The sequence below is a fragment of the Bacillus sp. PK6-026 genome, from assembly GCF_054161455.1.
On sequence record NZ_CP096418.1, the window covers coordinates 1,393,852 to 1,410,684 of the forward strand.

Sequence of the window (16,833 nt, forward strand, 5' to 3'; positions counted from 1 at the left end):
GAGTGTTATGAAACGAACAGACGAAAAGCCAAAAGTGTCAGTATATTTGGCCGGGGATTCGACCGTCGCAGACTGTCCTCCGCATGAAGCGCCGATGGCCGGCTGGGGACAGATGCTTCCGCTGTTTTTCTCAGATGAGGCTGCGGTCGTGAATATGGCAAAAGGCGGGGCCAGTTCGAACAGCTTCATTGATGAAGGCCGGCTCGATGACATTACGGAGCGGCTTGGGCCTGGTGATTATGTGTTGATCCAGTTCGGCCACAACGATCAAAAACCGTACGGAACAGACCCGTATACAACCTATCAGGAGCATCTTGTCCGCTATGTTGAAGCGGTTCGCGAAAAACAGGCGACTCCGGTTTTGATCACTTCCGCAGAGCGCAGACGCTTTGATCAAAACGGAAAGCCTGCCGACACACTCGGAGATTTTCCGAAAGCGATGAAGGCGCTCGCTGACCGCTTCGAAGTTCCGCTCATCGATTTATGGTCCAAAACAAAAGCGCTCTATGAATCTCTCGGAACGGAAGGCTCAAAACGGCTGTTCGTCCACTTTCAGCCGCATGAACATCCTCATTATCCAAATGGAATTAAAGACAATACTCATTTTTCCGAGGCGGGGGCCCGTCAAGTCGCCTGGCTGGTAACAGAAGGAATCAGAGAGCTCGGCCTGCCTCTAGCGGCTTATCTTCATTGTGAAAGGAGCGACTTCCGTGCCGAAGTGTAATGCAAGAGAAGGAAGCCTGATTTATCAAAACCCTTTATCGTCTCCTGAAGATCTCCGCGGCTGGGTGATGGAAGGGAAAGGAATCGTTCGTTTTCCGAACGGCCGCCTGCATATGGAGAATGAACTCGATGCTGAGCAATATGGAGACGATGCCCATTTTGTTTACTGGTGTCCAGAGACATTCCCTGATGGAATAGTTGTGAAGTGGGATTTCTATCCTGTGCGGGAGCCCGGCTTATGCATGATATTTTTTGCAGCCACCGGGATCAATGGGGAAGATTTATTTGACGGGCGGCTGGCGGAGAGAACAGGGAAATATCCGCAATATCATTCAGGGGACATCAACACATTGCACCTGTCGTATTTCAGACATAAGCATGCTGATGAAAGAGCATTCCGAACATGCAACCTCAGGAAAAGCCGCGGGTTTCACCTCGTCTGTGAGGGAGCCGACCCGCTTCCGCCCGCTAATGACGCTTTGCCTCCCTACCGAATGAAGCTCATAAAAGACGGGGCATCCGTTCATTTTTCAATCAACGGGCTGTCCATTTTGGAATGGGAGGATGACGGCAGGCGTTTCGGCCCGGTTTACGGAGGAGGAAAAATCGGCTTCAGGCAAATGGCTCCGCTGAAAGCAGCCTACGCCAACTTTGAAGTGCGCAGGCTGCTGCGCGACTGAAAGGGGGATCGGACATGCGGGAAAAAGGCGTGATGGCGATGATGTACGGCGCTTGTGAAGCGATCATGAAAATCGCCTGGCTGAACGCGCTCTGGGTTTTATTCACGCTGGGAGGAGGCGTTGTTTTCGGCTGGGCTCCGAGCACTGCCGCGATGTTCACGGTCGTGCGCAAGTGGCTGCTCGGCCGGACGGACGCACCGGTATTCAAAACGTTTTATCAAACGTATAAAAAAGAGTTTTTCAAAACAAACGGACTTGGCCTCATCCTCCTCGCCGCCGGCACAATTTTATTAGTAAACTATCAATTTTTCCGCGTCCGTGAGGATTTATTTTCAATCATCATCAGCTATGCCACACTGATGGCCGGACTCATGTATGTCGTAGTTTTCGTGTATATTTTTCCGCTTTACGTTCACGTTCAGTTGCCGTTTGCCCGCTATTTTTCACAGGCTGCACTGATCGGTCTCGTTCGTCCTTTGACGACGGCCGGAATGGCTGCTGCTGGAGGCTTTGTCGTTTATGTGCTGTTGACGGTTCCGGGACTGATTCCATTTTATGGTGTCAGTTTGTTTGCTCTTGTATTAATGTTCATCGCACATCGCTGTTTTTTGCGCCTGGAAGGCTAGCTGAACCGTGCAAAAATGAGAAAAGTGAGCAAAAAAGTATCAATTGAAAAAGGAGAACCGCTTTAAATCGGACTTGAACACATCTTTTCCCTTCGGCAAAAAAGTGCAATTGAATAAAAATGGAAGCCGTAATAGAATCCCTTTTAAGTAAGCGCTTACAAAAAGGCGAAGGGAGAAGATGATGAAAAAAGGAAAGAAAAGGTGGAAGAAACTGTTGGCCATGTCATCTCTATTATTCATCACGCTTGTGACCGGCTTCTCGGAACAAGCGGAAGCAGACGGGCGGACGGCTGCGCAGGCAAGGCAAATGGAGTCGCTGAACCGGGGGCTTGTCGCTGTTAAAACGGGGAACGGTGTCTTTGTGAGCTGGCGGCTGCTCGGAACCGAGTCCGCTTCTGTTTCATTTAATGTGTATCGAAACGGAAAGAAGCTGAACGGTTCCCCGATTACATCGAGTACAAATTATCAGGATGCAGGCGGGGATTCGAATGCCGTTTACCAGGTGCGCGCCGTTTTGAACGGCGTGGAGCAGTCTCCTTCTGAAACCGCCGGAGTTTGGAATAAACCATACAAATCTGTTCCGCTGCAAAAACCGGCCGGGGGAAAAACGCCTGATGGGGTGTCATTCACATACAGCGCCAATGATGCGAGCGTCGGCGATCTTGATGGAGACGGCGAATATGAAATCATTCTCAAGTGGGATCCTTCCAATTCAAAGGATAATTCACAGGACGGATACACGGGAGACGTGCTGATTGACGCATACAAGCTTGACGGGACCATGATGTGGAGAATCAACCTTGGCAAAAACATTCGCGCCGGCGCCCATTATACACAGTTTCTCGTCTATGACTTTGACGGCGACGGAAAAGCGGAAATCGCCATGAAGACAGCCGACGGGACGAAAGACGGCAAGGGAAAGGTGATCGGAAATGCAAACGCCGATTATCGCAATGCCCAAGGCCGAATTTTGTCAGGGCCTGAGTATTTGACGGTTTTTAAAGGCGATACAGGCGCTGAGCTTACAACGGTCAACTACGAACCTGCCCGGGGAAATGTAGCCGATTGGGGAGACAGCTACGGCAACAGGGTTGACCGCTTTCTGGCCGGTGTCGCATACCTTGACGGGGAGCGGCCGAGTTTTGTCATGGCACGCGGTTATTACACGAGAACAGTGCTTGTCGCTTACAACTTTAGAGGCGGAAAGCTGACCAAACTGTGGACGTTCGATTCGGACGCTCCCGGAAATGGCGCCTATGCCGGTCAAGGTAACCACAGTTTGAGCGTCGCTGATGTTGACGGAGATGGAAAGGACGAAATCATATACGGAGCGATGGCTGTCGATCATGACGGTAAAGGCCTTTATTCAACCGGATGGGGACATGGGGATGCCATGCATACAGGAAACCTGGACCCCTCAAGACCGGGACTCGAAGTCTTTCAAGTGCATGAAAACAGCAATTCTCCCTATGGATTGTCTTTCCGGGACGCGAAAACGGGAAAGATCATCTGGGGAGTGCACGCAGGCAAGGATGTCGGACGCGGGATGGCTGCTGATATCGATCCGCGCTACGAAGGAGCGGAAGTATGGGCGAACGGCGGTCTTTATACGGCAAAAGGCGTAAAAATCGGGAGCACATTGCCTTCATCAACGAACTTCGGCATCTGGTGGGACGGCGATCTCCAAAGAGAGCTTCTGGACAGCAACAGAATTGATAAATGGGATTATCGAAATTCGCGAACCGTTAACTTGCTGACAGCATCTGGAGCTTCGGCAAATAACGGAACAAAAGCGACGCCGTCCCTGCAGGCTGACATTCTCGGAGACTGGCGCGAAGAAGTGATCTGGCGAGCAGATGACAGCAGCGAACTGCGCATCTACACGACGACAGATATGACGGAACACCGCCTGTATACGCTGATGCATGATGCCGTCTATCGCCTCGGAATCGCCTGGCAGAATGTCGGCTACAACCAGCCGCCGCACACCGGCTTTTATTTAGGCGAAGGCATGCAGACACCTGAGAAGCCGAACATTTATACACGCTGATGGAAAAGGGGAGCTGCATAATGAAGCGATATGTTCGTTGCGTATGGGCCATCCTTCTCCTTTTCTTCTTCAGCACGGGGATTGAGGGACCTGCGCAGCCGAAAGCCGCTGCCGCACATCACAGTCAGGATCTTTTTCTGTTCGATTTTGGAAAAGGTCCCGCTGAGAAGGATTATGTGAAAGTGAACGAGGCCTCCGCGTTTCAAAATGGTAAAGGCTACGGGTTTTCACGGGCAGGGAACGCTGTGTGCAAAAAGACGCAAAAAAAAGAAGCGCTCAAGAAAGACTATTGTGTCGTGAACCGGACGGCTTTTCTGGCGGTTCTTTCTCCTGGCGAATACCGCGTAACCGTATTTGCCTCATCCCGCGGTGAATTGAAGCTTTATGCCGAAGGAGAGGAAATGGGAACGATCCCGGCCGGAGCAAAGGGAAGTTCAGCCGAAAAAGCGTTCACCGTTACGGTGGAAGACGGGCGTCTCGATTTGGAGTGGAAAGGACCTCAGCCAAAAGTGTATGCCGTCGAAATTTCGAAGGTGTATCGGTTTGATTTCGGTGACGGGCCTCTTGCTTCGGGCTTTCTTCCGATAGACGCGCAATCGGCTTATACCCCTTTAAAAGGCTACGGATTTGACGACACAACAAAGGTGACTTGTACGGACCGCGGTACGGCCGATCCGCTTCGTTCAGACTTTTGCATACCGGATGGAACGGCGTTTACGGTCGATTTGCCTGACGGTCAATATCATGTCCGGCTGATAACCGGAGATGCCCGGGCAAAAACGAACATGGACGTACGGGCAAATGGCATGCTTCAGCTGTATTCATTTGGAGCGGAAGCGGGCGGATACAACGAAAAAACGTTTCCGATTCATATTTCCGGCGGCCGCCTTTCCATTCAAGCCTTAGCAGCGAGAACAGCGCCGCGCCTCAATGCGCTGGTCTTGACGAAGACGGCTTATCATGTAACGGATGACAAGACGACGGTTTTTCTGGCGGGAGATTCCACGGTTTCCGATTATGAACCAGGTTATGCGCCGATGGCAGGCTGGGGGCAATTTTTAGGCGGCTATTTCTCGGATGAAATTGTCATCGACAACCAGGCGAAACGCGCGAGAAGCGCGAAAAGTTTTGTGGATGAACGGTCGCTGGATACGATTTTAAACCGGATGAAACGGGGCGATTATTTGTTGATTCAGTTCGGCATCAATGACGCCGGGCAAGATCCGGCCCGTCATACAGATCCGTATACGACATTTCAGGAATACTTGAGAACCTACATTAACAAAGCCCGCGAAAAAGGAGGACGGCCTGTGCTCGTCACTTCTCAAAGTAAACGAACCTATGATGAAAAGGGCGTTTTTTACAACAGCATCGGAGAATATCCGAACGCAATGAGACAGCTCGGACGGGAAATGAACGTTCCGGTGCTCGATTTAAATAAAAAGAGCATTGATTATTACAACGAGATCGGCGTTGAAGCGACTAAAAACGTATTTATGTTTTTAGAGCCGGGAGAAAGCCCGAATTATCCAGACGGAATCCAGGACAGGGTGCATGTTCACGAGTTCGGCGCCAACCAATTGGCAAGGCTCGTGACAGAAGAAATCGCCGATATGAACATGTATCCGCTGAAACATTCGCTCAAGAAATAAGGTGTCGGGAGAGCCGGTCTCCGGTTCTCCCGTTTGCCATTCCAAACCGTAAAGGGGAGAGAGGACGATGGGAGAAAAAGACGTACATGCAGCAGCTGAACGCGTTCGGCCGGTGAAATCGATGGCAAAACCGAGGCAAATGGAACGCTTGAACCGCGGACTTGTGGCCGTAAAAACAAAAAAAGGGGTTTTTCTCAGCTGGCGGCTCTTAGGAACAGATCCGGAAGAAACGGCTTTCAACCTATATCGCAACGGTCACAGAATCAACTCAACACCCGTTTCATCATCGACCAACTTTCTTGATAAACACGGAAACGGAGAATCTGTCTATTATGTGACAAAGGTTCTCGGAGATCAGGAAGTCGAGCAGTCGCACAAAACAGCTGTCTGGCAGAAGCCGTACTTGGATGTTCCGTTAAACAAGCCTGACGGCGGGACAACTCCTGACGGCGTACAGTATACGTACAGCGCCAATGACGCGAGCATCGGAGATCTCGACGGCGACGGAGAATACGAAATTGTGCTCAAATGGGACCCGTCCAATTCGAAAGATAATGCACACAACGGCTATACCGGAGAAGTCATTATCGATGCATATAAGCTTGACGGGACATTCATGTGGAGGATTCATCTCGGGAAAAACATCCGTGCGGGCGCCCATTATACGCAATTGATGGTCTATGATCTTGACGGCGACGGGAAAGCGGAAATCGCCATGAAGACAGCTGACGGAACGGTTGACGGAACCGGTCGGGTGATTGGCAATCCTGCTGCCGATTACAGAAATGAAAATGGACGAATTTTGGACGGGCCTGAATATTTGTCGATTTTTCACGGGGAAACGGGAAGGGAATTGGCAACCGTGAATTACGATCCGCCGCGGGGCAGGCTTGAGGATTGGGGAGACAGATACGGCAACCGCATGGATCGATTTTTGGCAGGCATCGCCTATTTGGACGGTGAAAGGCCGAGTCTTGTTATGGCGCGCGGCTATTACACAAGAACGGTGCTTGCCGCTTACAACTTCCGGGACGGCAAGCTGACCAAGCTATGGACATTTGACAGCGACAAGCCCGGAAACGAAGGTTATGCAGGGCAGGGAAACCATAGTCTGAGCGTCGCGGATGTCGACGATGACGGGAAAGATGAGATCGTCTACGGTGCGATGGCCGTGGATCATGATGGAACAGGGCTTTATACGACAGGGCTTGGGCACGGTGACGCCATGCATGTGAGCGATCTTGACCCGGATCGACCCGGGCTGGAAGTCTTCCAAGTGCATGAAGACCCGCGCCTTCCGTACGGTCTCTCATTTCGCGATGCGGGTACAGGGGAGATCCTCTGGGGAGTGCCGGCCGATACAGATGTTGGGCGGGGAATGGCCGCGCATATCGATCCCCGCTATAAAGGCTCGCTTGTCTGGGCGATCGATCCCCCGGGTAATGAAGGGAAATCATACGGCCTCTATACGAGTAAGGGAGAAAAGCTCAGCGACGCCGCTCCGGCTTCGGCCAATTTTGCGATTTGGTGGGACGGCGATCTTCTCCGCGAGCTGCTTGACCACGATTGGAAAGAACCCGCCGGCATCCCGAAAATTGATAAATGGGACTATCACAGCGGCAGGCTGGTCAATCTGCTCACTGCTGACGGAACGCTGTCTAACAATTGGACGAAAGGGACGCCCGTGCTTCAGGCCAATCTATTCGGCGATTGGCGCGAAGATGTCGTATTCCGCACCGCGCGAAGCGATGCTCTGCGAATATACACAACGACCGAGCTGACTGAACATCGTTTCTATACGTTCATGCACGATCCCGTCTACCGCTTGGGGGTAGCCTGGCAAAATGTCGCTTACAATCAGCCGCCTCACCCCGGATTTTATTTGGGAACCGGAATGGACAAGCCGCCCCGGCCGAATATTTATACCGCTCCCTGTAAGAAACATGAAGAGTGACAGAGATCGCCGGTTCATTCAGGTTTATTCAATATACAAAACAAAAAAGTATGATTGTAATCTCACAGCCTGTTCCCATAAAATGAATGGTAAGCGATTTCATTTCAAAATGAAAAGAGGGATTCATATGGAGTATCAGGCGAGTGATACACGCTATGAAAATATGAAATACAACCGCTGCGGGCATTCAGGTTTAAAACTGCCTGCTTTGTCTTTAGGGCTTTGGCATCATTTCGGAGAAGCCAATTCGTTTCAAAATGCCAAAGCACTGTTAAGAAAAGCATTCGATCTGGGAATCACCCACTTTGACTTGGCGAATAATTACGGTCCGCCCCCCGGTTCTGCCGAAGAAACTTTCGGAAAAGCGCTGAAAACCGATTTTGCCCGCTACCGTGATGAAATGGTCATCAGCACGAAAGCCGGCTATACGATGTGGCCCGGACCATACGGCGATTGGGGGTCAAAAAAGTACCTCGTCGCAAGCCTTGATCAAAGTTTAATACGAATGGGCATAGATTATGTCGATATATTTTATTCGCACCGCCCTGATCCCCATACACCGCTGGAAGAGACGATGGGAGCGCTCGCCCATATCATCAGGCAAGGAAAAGCTTTATATGTCGGTCTGTCGAACTACAGCGCCGAACAGACCGAAAAAGCGGCCGATATTTTGCAAGAATACGGGGTTCCGCTCCTCATCCATCAGCCCAAATATTCAATGTTCCACAGAGAACCGGAAAACGGCCTGCTGCAAGTGCTGCAGAAAAAAGGAGCCGGGGCGATCGCGTTTACACCTCTTGCTCAAGGGCTTTTATCAACGAAATATTTGAATGGGATTCCCGCCGGGTCAAGAGCCGCAGATGTTAACAGTCCGTTTTTGCAGGCCGAGAGCATCACAGAAGACGTGCTCGGCAAAGTCCGCAAGCTGAATCAAGTGGCAGTCGAACGCGGCCAATCCCTGCCGCAAATGGCGATAGCCTGGCTTTTAAAAAATCCGCGCGTCACCTCGGTGCTGATCGGTGCAAGCAAAACCGAACAGATCGAAGAAAATGCCGCTGCTCTTAAGTCCGCTCGATTCTCAGCTGAAGAGCTCGACACAATTGATAAAATTCTTTCATAAAAAGGAGTGGTCGTGATGACAATCAGCATCTATCTGGCCGGCGATTCGACCGTGCAGAATTATAAGGTGGATTCGCCTCAAGGAGGCTGGGGCGAATTTCTCCAGTCTTATGTATCCGGAAATGTACAGGTGATCAACCGGGCCATCGGGGGCCGAAGTTCAAAAACGTTCGTTGAAGAAGGAAGGCTTGCATCGATTTTAGATGTGATCAAACAGAACGATTGGCTGTTCGTTCAGATGGGGCACAATGACGCGTCGAAAGACAAACCAGAACGCTATACTGAGCCGTATACAACGTATAAACAATACTTGAAAATGTACGTTGACGGCGCGCGTCAAAAAGGAGCTTCGCCGCTTCTCATCACGCCTGTCGCAAGGCTCCATTACAAGGACGGCGTCTTTTTGAACGATTTCTCGGACTACTGCATCGCGATGAAGCAGGTGGCAAGTGAAGAAAACGTCCGCTTGATCGATTTAATGGACAAAAGCCTGCAGCATTTTGCGGAAAAAGGGTACAGCGAGGTATTTAAATATTTTATGATCTCGGAAAATGTCAACGACTACACACATTTTACGAAAAAAGGGGCCCGGGAAATGGCGAAGCTTGTCTCTATCGGCATTCGAGAGCTCGGTCTGCCGTTTGTTAAAGAGACGTTATGAAGATGAACGGAAAACTGTATCACGGCGCTTGCTTTTATCCCGAATTATGGGATGAGGACGTGCTGGATGAAGATATCAGGATGATGAAGCGAGCCGGGATCAATGTCGTCAGAATCGGGGAGTTTGCCTGGTCAAGGATGGAGCCGGAAGAAGGAAGGATCGATGTCGGATTTTTTGTCGGCGTCATCCGAAAGCTCCACGACAACAAAATTGAAACGGTCATGTGCACACCGACTGCGACACCGCCGATCTGGCTGACCCACGGGCACCCGGAAAGAATGCATGTGAATGAAAAAGGAGAGACGATGGGACACGGTTCGAGGCAGCATGCCTGCACAAACCATCCGTATTTCAGAGAGCGGGCCCGCCTGATCATCAAACATATCGCCAAAGAGCTCGGAGAACTGCCGGGATTGATCGGATGGCAGCTTGACAATGAGTTCAAATGCCATGTCGCAGAATGCATGTGTGAAACGTGCCGCACATTATGGCACAAATGGCTGGAAGACCGCTATCAGACGATTGACCGTCTGAATGAGGCTTGGGGTACGGGCGTATGGAGCGAAACGTATCAGCGCTTCGAGCAAGTTCCGCAGCCCGGACCGACCCCGTTTTTGCACAATTCTTCTTTAAGGACGATGTATCAGCTGTTTTCGATGGACAAGATCTCTGAATTTGCGCGTGAGCAGGCTGAGGTGATCAGAACATATTCCAACGCCCCGATCACCCATAACAGCAGTGTCATGTTCGGCGTTGATCATGAAGATCTTTTCAAGAGCCTTGATTTCGCCTCGTTTGATACGTACGCCAGCCAGGAAAACAGTGCCGCCTTTTTGTTTAATTGTGATTTATGGAGAAACATTAAAAAAGGACGGCCGTTCTGGATAATGGAAACGAGCCCTTCCTACAGCGCTTCGCTTGAAAGCTATGCCGTGCCTCATCAAAACGGCTATTTGAAGGCTGAAGCGGTCTCTTCTTATGCTCTTGGCGGAGCCGCGTTCTGCTATTGGCTGTGGCGTCAGCAGAGAGCCGGATCTGAACAGCCGCATGGATCAGTGATCAGCGCATGGGGGGAGCCTGATGTGGGATATGATCATGTGCTCGAAGTCGAGCAGGCGAGACGGGAGGTTGAGCACATCATGCTGGCGACGGCCCCTTTGCAGGCTGAAACAGCAGTCGTCTATTCGGATCGTGCAAAGGTGTTTTTGAAAACGGAGCCACATCGGGGTCTTCACTACAGAACACTGATCACCGAGTTTTATGACCGATTGTTAAAGATGGGCATTCACAGAGATGTCATTCTTGAAGGGAGCCCGCTTGACGGCTATAAACTGCTGTTTACGCCGTTTATTCACTATCTTCCGCCTGCGTTTATCAAAAAAGCCGAAGCCTTTGCACAAAGTGGCGGCATTTGGATTGCGGGTCCGCTGACGGGCGGAAGAACAGAAAATCATACGGTTCACACTGATTGCGGATTAGGGGAATTGGAAAAAAGTTCCGGAGTCAAAACGCTTTATACATTTCCGATGGATGAGCGGAACTCGAGTGGAGCGGCGTTTGGCGTAAAGGCGCCGCTGAGTCTGTGGAGCGCTGTTTTTGAAGCCGGCGGCACCGAGGCTGTCGGGATAATTGAAAAAGGCCCGGCGTCAGGAAAAGCGTTCATCACAGAGCATAAATGCGGAAAAGGAAAAATCGTCATGCTCGGGTCGATGCCGGCAGGCGAAGCGGGTGACATCATGATGAAAAAGCTGATCAGTCATTACGCAGAAGAAGCGGGTGTTACACAGAAAACCGATGCCACTCCCGGAACAGTCGTCGCGCCCCGGAAAGGAGCAGACGGTCTTGTCTGGGTCGTGATCAATATGGACGGCAAAGGAGGCGCAGTGACACTTGACGGAAACGGAACCGATTTATTGTCCGACAGGCCCGTATCCGGACGTGTGACACTCGGCCCGCACGAATACCGCGTGGTTTTGTTTTCAGAGAATAAATGAATCGCCGCAGGCGCTTGCCCGCGGCTTTTTTGTTTCGTTTTGCTAAAAAAGGGATGATTCCTGCAAAAAAGGAGCAGACACCTCTCCAATATAAGCAAAAAAGGAATATTGACGGTCAAAAGGCTAAACAGGAAAATATTCACTGACCAATCGGTTAAACAGAAAGGAGGAACACTTATGAAAGCACAGACTGAACTAAAATGGCTGAATAGGGCGCCTGCCGCGTTCGGCGGGGTGACCTGGGGAGTTCCTTGGGCAAAAGGAGTGCTGCAAAAAGGAGAGACGGTCGCCATTGCTTCGAAAAACGCCCCGTGTTTGCAAACATGGCCGCTCGCGTATTGGCCTGACGGCTCGCTTAAATGGACGGGGCATGCCGCAGTCTTCCCTAAAGAAAGCGGCAGCCGATTTACATTGAAAAAAAGGGGGGCATGCGTCCCTAAAACCGTCATGAATGTCAGTGAGCAGAAAGATGAAATCACGGTGAATACGGGCGCGATAGTCTGCAGGCTTGGAAAATCGGGGACGGAACTCATCCGTTCGATTTCCATTTCCGGGGAAATGATGGCGAAAGAAGGGCGGCTCATCGCTTTAAAAGAAAAAAGAACCGGCTCAGATTCACAATGCATGTATCATATTGAACGGTTTGAGAGCATGATCAAACGTACGGCAATCGAACAAAACGGTCCGGTTAAGACAGTCGTCAAGATTGAAGGCGTCCACCGCGGCGGAGGCATCGATGTTTGGCTCCCTTTTACCGTCAGGCTGTCTTTCTATGCCGGTGATCCGTCCATCCGGATCGTGCACACGATCTTCATCGACTGTGAAGCAGAAACAGAATGGATCAAAGGACTCGGTTTCGAGATGAGCGCGGTTTTGAGCGGAGCGCCGAGAAACAGGCATATCCGCTATGCGGCCGACGGAGGGATTTACGGAGAGGCTTCTCAGCTGCTTGTGACGAGAAGATTCAATGAAACAAACGGACTCTATGAACGACAGATTGCGGGACAGCCTGTACCGGAAAAGTCGGCAGTCGTGCGCGATGCCGAGAGAAACGCCGTCTGGAACGATTTCAAGCTCATCCAGGATTCCCCTGTTCACTGGCGCTTAAAAAAGCGAACCGGCAAAGGCTGCGCCTGGGTGGACGCGATTCATGGGGAGAGAGCGAAAGGGCTGATGTATGCAGGCGGGGAAAACGGCGGCATCGCACTCGGGCTCAGGAACTTCTTTGAAAAATATCCGTCATCGCTTGAAGCGAAAGGTCTTGCCGGCGGGGAAACGAAATTGGCGGTATGGTTTTGGCCTCCTGAAGCTGAAGCGATGGATTTCCGTCATTATTCAAAAGACACTCATGTTGAAAGCGCATATGAAGGGTTTGCCGAAATGAGGTCAACGGCCGTCGGCATTGCCAATACGAGCGAAGTCAGCCTCGCCTGTTTTGCAAATCCGCCGAGCGATGAAGGGCTGAATAGAGCGGCGGACGAATGGCAAAATCCCCCGCTGCTTATTTGTGAGCCTGACTATTATTATCACACCCGCGCGCTGGGCGTTTGGAGCCTGAAAGATAAACGGCACCCGCTCTCGGCTGTGCTTGAAGATCAGCTTGACGAGGCTCTCAAGTTTTACATGAACGAAGTCGATCAGCGGAGCTGGTACGGCTATTGGCATTACGGTGATGTGATGCATACGTACGATGCCGTCCGGCATGTATGGCGGTACGACCTTGGCGGCTATGCATGGCAAAATACGGAACTCGTTCCGAACCTCTGGCTTTGGCAGTCTTTTTTCAGATCCGGTACGGAAGACATCTTCAGAATGGCGGAAGCGATGACCCGTCACACTAGCGAAGTCGACTGCTATCATTTCGGGGAGTATAAAGGCCTCGGTTCAAGGCACAATGTCCTCCATTGGGGCTGCGGGTGCAAGGAAGCGAGAATCAGCATGGCCGGCCTTCATAAGCCTTATTACTTTTTGACGGCGGACGAGAGAACGGGAGACGTGTTATCTGAAGTAAAAGATGCCGATCGAGCGCTTGAGACGCTTGATCCGATGAGAGCTTATTATCCGGAAAAAGAGTTTCCCGCCCACGCAAGAGTAGGCCCCGACTGGGCGGCGTTCTGTTCCAACTGGCTGACGGAATGGGAGCGGACAGGCGATGAAGCGTACCTTAATAAAATCAAACGGGGGATCGGCCGGCTTAAAGCGCTGCCGCTTCGTCTGTTGTCCGGACCGACTTTCGGATACGATCCTGAAGCTTCAGATCTGCTTCATATGGGAGACGGGAATCATGGCGGCTATCATATGGTCATCGCCTTCGGTGCCCCGCAAACATGGATGGAGCTTGCAGAACTGCTTGAGGATGTCGAATGGAAGGAGATGCTAGGGGAATTCGGCGAATTTTATTTGCTGACTGATGAAGAAAAGCGCAAAAGGAGCGGCGGGAAGCTTCACGATGATTTATTTCACTGGCCGATTTTCTCCGCTGCCATGGCCGCTTACGCTGCCCGGCTCCGCCAAGACCGGAAGCTCGCCGAACAAGTGTGGCGCCTGTTGCTCGATGAAAAACAAAGCCATACACCGCTGCCGATCACTCCAAAACAAATCCATGCCTGGAAAACGATCACGGAAATTCCCTGGGTTACAACAAACTGCGTCTCACAATGGTGCCTAAACTTGATAGCCGTGCTCGAGCTGCTTAAAGATATGCCGCCTGATCTGGACATGCAAGAAAAGATCATCAAGGCAATGAAAGAACATCCCGCTCGCGCATGAAGGCAAAAAATGAAGGTTGCCGGAAAAATGTAAGCGCTTTAAATTTAAGTGGAACAATTGAGACGATCAAAAGGGGGAATTGTACAATGGCAAGACTGAAGCTGAAGGGAAACAAATGGCTCGCTGCACCCGCTGTTTTTTTGCTCTTGATGGGGTGCAGCGCAAATGAGACGGCCAATCAAGACGGGAAAGGAAAAGAAAAGGATGCCATTCATATTATGGCTCCGCTCTTGTCGCCGGAAAGTCCGGGAGAAAACAGCCCGTCTTTAAAAGCGCTCGAAACATACACGAAAAAACAAATCAAAGTGACATGGGTTCCGAACTCTTCCTATAATGATAAATTCAACATCGTCATGGCCTCGGGAGATTTGCCGCAAGCCATCGTCGTCACGGACAAGTCCCCGGGGTTTATCAAGTCTGTCAAATCAGGTGCGTTTTGGGAGCTTTCACCTTATTTAAAAGACTACCCGAACCTCGGAAAGGCCGATAAAAAAGTGATGAAGAACAGTTCCATCAATGGCGAGATTTACGGTATTTACAGGGCGAGGGACCTGATCCGCGCTTCGATCATCATCAGAACGGACTGGCTCGAAAATGTCGGTCTGGAGATGCCGAAAACAATCGACGAATTTTACGACGTGCTGAAAGCGTTTAAAGAAAAAGACCCCGACGGAAACGGGAAAGACGATACGTACGGCATGGTGGTGCCGAAATGGATGGGGCTTGGAAACGGGAGCCCGTGGGATATTATGCAGACGTGGTTCGGCGCACCAAACCGCTACGGAATAGACGAAAAAGGTGAACTCATTCCGGACTTCACGACAGAAGAGTATATGGAAGCGCTGCGGTTTTTCAAAAAGCTGTATGATGAGGGACTGATCAATAAAGACTTCGCCGTCATGGATTCAGCGAAGTGGAACGATCCAATCGTCAAAGGAAAAGCGGGTGTGATCGTCGATACAGGTTCGCGGGCCTCACAAATTCAAAGCGCAATGGAAGAAGCAGATCCCGCTAACAAGGATGTGATCGACGTCACCGGAACGGTCAAAGGCCCGAAAGGAACGTATACATTCCCGACATCGGGATACGCCGGAATGATTGCCATTCCGAAAGCGAGCGTCAAAACGGAAAAAGAATTGAAAGAAGTGCTCAGCTTCCTGGATAAAATGAACGATGAAGAGGCACAAATTATTGCCAACAACGGTATAAAAGGGCGCAACTATAAGCTTGAGAACGGAACGTACACGTCCCTTGAAAAAAATAATAAAAAACTGCTTTATGAGCACGAAGGTCTTGCGCAGTTCAGCATGGGCATTCCCGAACAAAGATACCATGTGGAAAAACAAGAATCAAAGCTGTTCAAACACCGTGAACAGATTCTCAAAGAAGGGGAAAAAATCGCCGTATTCAATCCGGCTGAATCGCTCGTTTCAGATGTTTACACCCAAAAAGGGGCACAGCTTGACAACATCATTCTCGATGCCAAAACGCAGTTTATCATCGGTGACATCGATGAAAAAGGCTTTCAAGATGCCGTGCAGCTTTGGTATAAAAGCGGTGGTGAAGATTTGATGAAAGAACTGAACAAACGCTACAAGGAGACGAAATAGCTCAGATCTTCAACCAGTATACGAAAGGGGGGATGCAGCACGTGGAAATCACCGCTAAAACAGGGAAAACCGCTGTTGAGACAGAAAAGAAACCGACTGGGCTGCAAGCCGTAAAACGGGATAAATGGCTTTATCTTCTGCTTGTTCCCGGTGTTTTATATTTTCTCATATTTAAATATTGGCCGATGTGGGGCGTGTTCATTGCTTTTAAAGATTATTCGCCTTATCTCGGATTTTGGCAGAGCGAATGGGTCGGGTTCGAGTATTTTAAAGATTTCTTTATGAACCCTGACTTTTTCCGCCTGCTCCGTAACACGCTCATGCTCGCCGCTCTCGATTTGATTTTTGCATTTCCGGCTCCGCTGATTGTCGCACTCATGCTGAATGAACTGCGACATGCCATCTATAAACGGTGCATTCAGACGTTTATATATGTTCCGCATTTCGTCTCATGGACGATCGTCGTCAGCATGACATTTGTCTTTTTTACAGTTGATACGGGCGTGATGAATAAAATGCTGCAAAGCATAACGGGCAAAGAGATTGCATTTCTCTCGGATCCCGAATGGTTCAGGCCGATGATTGTGCTGCAAAGCATATGGAAGGAGACGGGCTGGGGAACGATCCTGTTTCTGGCGGCGCTCGCTTCGGTTGACCAGGAGCAGTATGAAGCGGCAGTGATGGACGGGGCAGGCAGATTAAGGAGAATGTGGCACATTACCCTTCCGGCCATCAGAAGCACGATCGTCGTGCTTCTCATCTTAAGAATCGGCAGTTTTTTAAACATCGGCTTTGAACAGATTTTTTTAATGACCAACTCTTTAAACCGGAGCGTGGCTGAAATTTTTGACACGTATGTCTATGTTGTCGGAATTACGCAAGGTGCATACAGCTATAGTACGGCAGTCGGGCTTTTTAAATCGGTTGTCGGAATCATTCTGATATTCGGCGCCAATTATATCGCGAAAAAGTTTGACCAGGACGGTCTGTTTTAA

12 protein-coding genes are annotated in these 16,833 nt (G+C 50.4%); all 12 read left to right on the forward strand.

What is annotated here, in order from left to right; all coding sequences use genetic code 11:
• Positions 1–7: 7 nt before the first annotated feature.
• The 12 genes from M1D59_RS07100 to M1D59_RS07155 all read left to right on the forward strand — a co-directional run bounded on the left by M1D59_RS07100 (position 8) and on the right by M1D59_RS07155 (position 16,833).
• Positions 8–724 carry a rhamnogalacturonan acetylesterase gene (locus M1D59_RS07100; RefSeq protein WP_105979012.1) on the forward strand — a complete coding sequence of 239 codons (717 nt, stop codon included), beginning with the start codon at positions 8–10 and terminating at the stop codon, positions 722–724.
• A complete protein-coding gene (locus tag M1D59_RS07105) occupies positions 711–1,403 on the forward strand; it encodes a YesU family protein (RefSeq protein WP_458117904.1) in 693 nt (230 codons plus the stop codon). Before M1D59_RS07100 ends, M1D59_RS07105 begins: the two co-directional genes overlap by 14 nt.
• Positions 1,404–1,417: 14 nt before the next feature.
• The gene (locus M1D59_RS07110; protein ID WP_020451062.1) at positions 1,418–2,029 is read left to right on the forward strand and encodes a YesL family protein; all 612 of its coding nucleotides are present in this window, start codon (positions 1,418–1,420) and stop codon (positions 2,027–2,029) included.
• 181 nt (positions 2,030–2,210) lie between these two features.
• Positions 2,211–4,079, forward strand: coding sequence for a rhamnogalacturonan lyase (locus M1D59_RS07115; RefSeq protein WP_144498136.1), 1,869 nt, complete (start codon positions 2,211–2,213; stop codon positions 4,077–4,079).
• Between the two features lie 20 nt (positions 4,080–4,099).
• The gene (locus M1D59_RS07120) at positions 4,100–5,731 is read left to right on the forward strand and encodes a rhamnogalacturonan acetylesterase (protein WP_458117905.1); all 1,632 of its coding nucleotides are present in this window, start codon (positions 4,100–4,102) and stop codon (positions 5,729–5,731) included.
• Positions 5,732–5,852: 121 nt separating this feature from the next.
• Positions 5,853–7,685, forward strand: coding sequence for a rhamnogalacturonan lyase (locus tag M1D59_RS07125; RefSeq protein WP_458118045.1), 1,833 nt, complete (start codon positions 5,853–5,855; stop codon positions 7,683–7,685).
• A 127-nt stretch (positions 7,686–7,812) separates the two neighbouring features.
• Positions 7,813–8,805: an L-glyceraldehyde 3-phosphate reductase gene (gene mgrA, locus M1D59_RS07130; protein ID WP_283931649.1), complete on the forward strand. Its 993-nt coding sequence runs from the start codon at positions 7,813–7,815 to the stop codon at positions 8,803–8,805.
• A 15-nt stretch (positions 8,806–8,820) separates the two neighbouring features.
• Positions 8,821–9,465, forward strand: a complete 645-nt coding sequence (locus tag M1D59_RS07135; protein ID WP_458117906.1) for a rhamnogalacturonan acetylesterase — start codon at positions 8,821–8,823, stop codon at positions 9,463–9,465.
• Positions 9,462–11,459: a beta-galactosidase gene (locus tag M1D59_RS07140; protein ID WP_458117907.1), complete on the forward strand. Its 1,998-nt coding sequence runs from the start codon at positions 9,462–9,464 to the stop codon at positions 11,457–11,459. The genes M1D59_RS07135 and M1D59_RS07140 overlap by 4 nt, the downstream gene beginning before the upstream one ends.
• Positions 11,460–11,636: 177 nt before the next feature.
• Positions 11,637–14,228: an exo-rhamnogalacturonan lyase family protein gene (locus tag M1D59_RS07145; protein ID WP_458117908.1), complete on the forward strand. Its 2,592-nt coding sequence runs from the start codon at positions 11,637–11,639 to the stop codon at positions 14,226–14,228.
• An 86-nt stretch (positions 14,229–14,314) separates the two neighbouring features.
• Positions 14,315–15,838 carry an extracellular solute-binding protein gene (locus M1D59_RS07150; RefSeq protein WP_020451070.1) on the forward strand — a complete coding sequence of 508 codons (1,524 nt, stop codon included), beginning with the start codon at positions 14,315–14,317 and terminating at the stop codon, positions 15,836–15,838.
• Between the two features lie 41 nt (positions 15,839–15,879).
• The gene (locus tag M1D59_RS07155; RefSeq protein ID WP_020451071.1) at positions 15,880–16,833 is read left to right on the forward strand and encodes an ABC transporter permease; all 954 of its coding nucleotides are present in this window, start codon (positions 15,880–15,882) and stop codon (positions 16,831–16,833) included.

Excerpts from the sequence above, each read along its gene's own strand:
- M1D59_RS07100 (WP_105979012.1), top strand. The coding sequence starts at position 8 with ATGAAACGAACAGACGAAAAGCCAAAAGTGTCAGTATATTTGGCCGGG.
- M1D59_RS07110 (WP_020451062.1), top strand. The coding sequence starts at position 1,418 with ATGCGGGAAAAAGGCGTGATGGCGATGATGTACGGCGCTTGTGAAGCG.
- M1D59_RS07115 (WP_144498136.1), top strand. The coding sequence starts at position 2,211 with ATGAAAAAAGGAAAGAAAAGGTGGAAGAAACTGTTGGCCATGTCATCT.
- M1D59_RS07120 (WP_458117905.1), top strand. The coding sequence starts at position 4,100 with ATGAAGCGATATGTTCGTTGCGTATGGGCCATCCTTCTCCTTTTCTTC.
- M1D59_RS07125 (WP_458118045.1), top strand. The coding sequence starts at position 5,853 with ATGGCAAAACCGAGGCAAATGGAACGCTTGAACCGCGGACTTGTGGCC.
- mgrA (WP_283931649.1), top strand. The coding sequence starts at position 7,813 with ATGGAGTATCAGGCGAGTGATACACGCTATGAAAATATGAAATACAAC.
- M1D59_RS07135 (WP_458117906.1), top strand. The coding sequence starts at position 8,821 with ATGACAATCAGCATCTATCTGGCCGGCGATTCGACCGTGCAGAATTAT.
- M1D59_RS07140 (WP_458117907.1), top strand. The coding sequence starts at position 9,462 with ATGAAGATGAACGGAAAACTGTATCACGGCGCTTGCTTTTATCCCGAA.
- M1D59_RS07145 (WP_458117908.1), top strand. The coding sequence starts at position 11,637 with ATGAAAGCACAGACTGAACTAAAATGGCTGAATAGGGCGCCTGCCGCG.
- M1D59_RS07150 (WP_020451070.1), top strand. The coding sequence starts at position 14,315 with ATGGCAAGACTGAAGCTGAAGGGAAACAAATGGCTCGCTGCACCCGCT.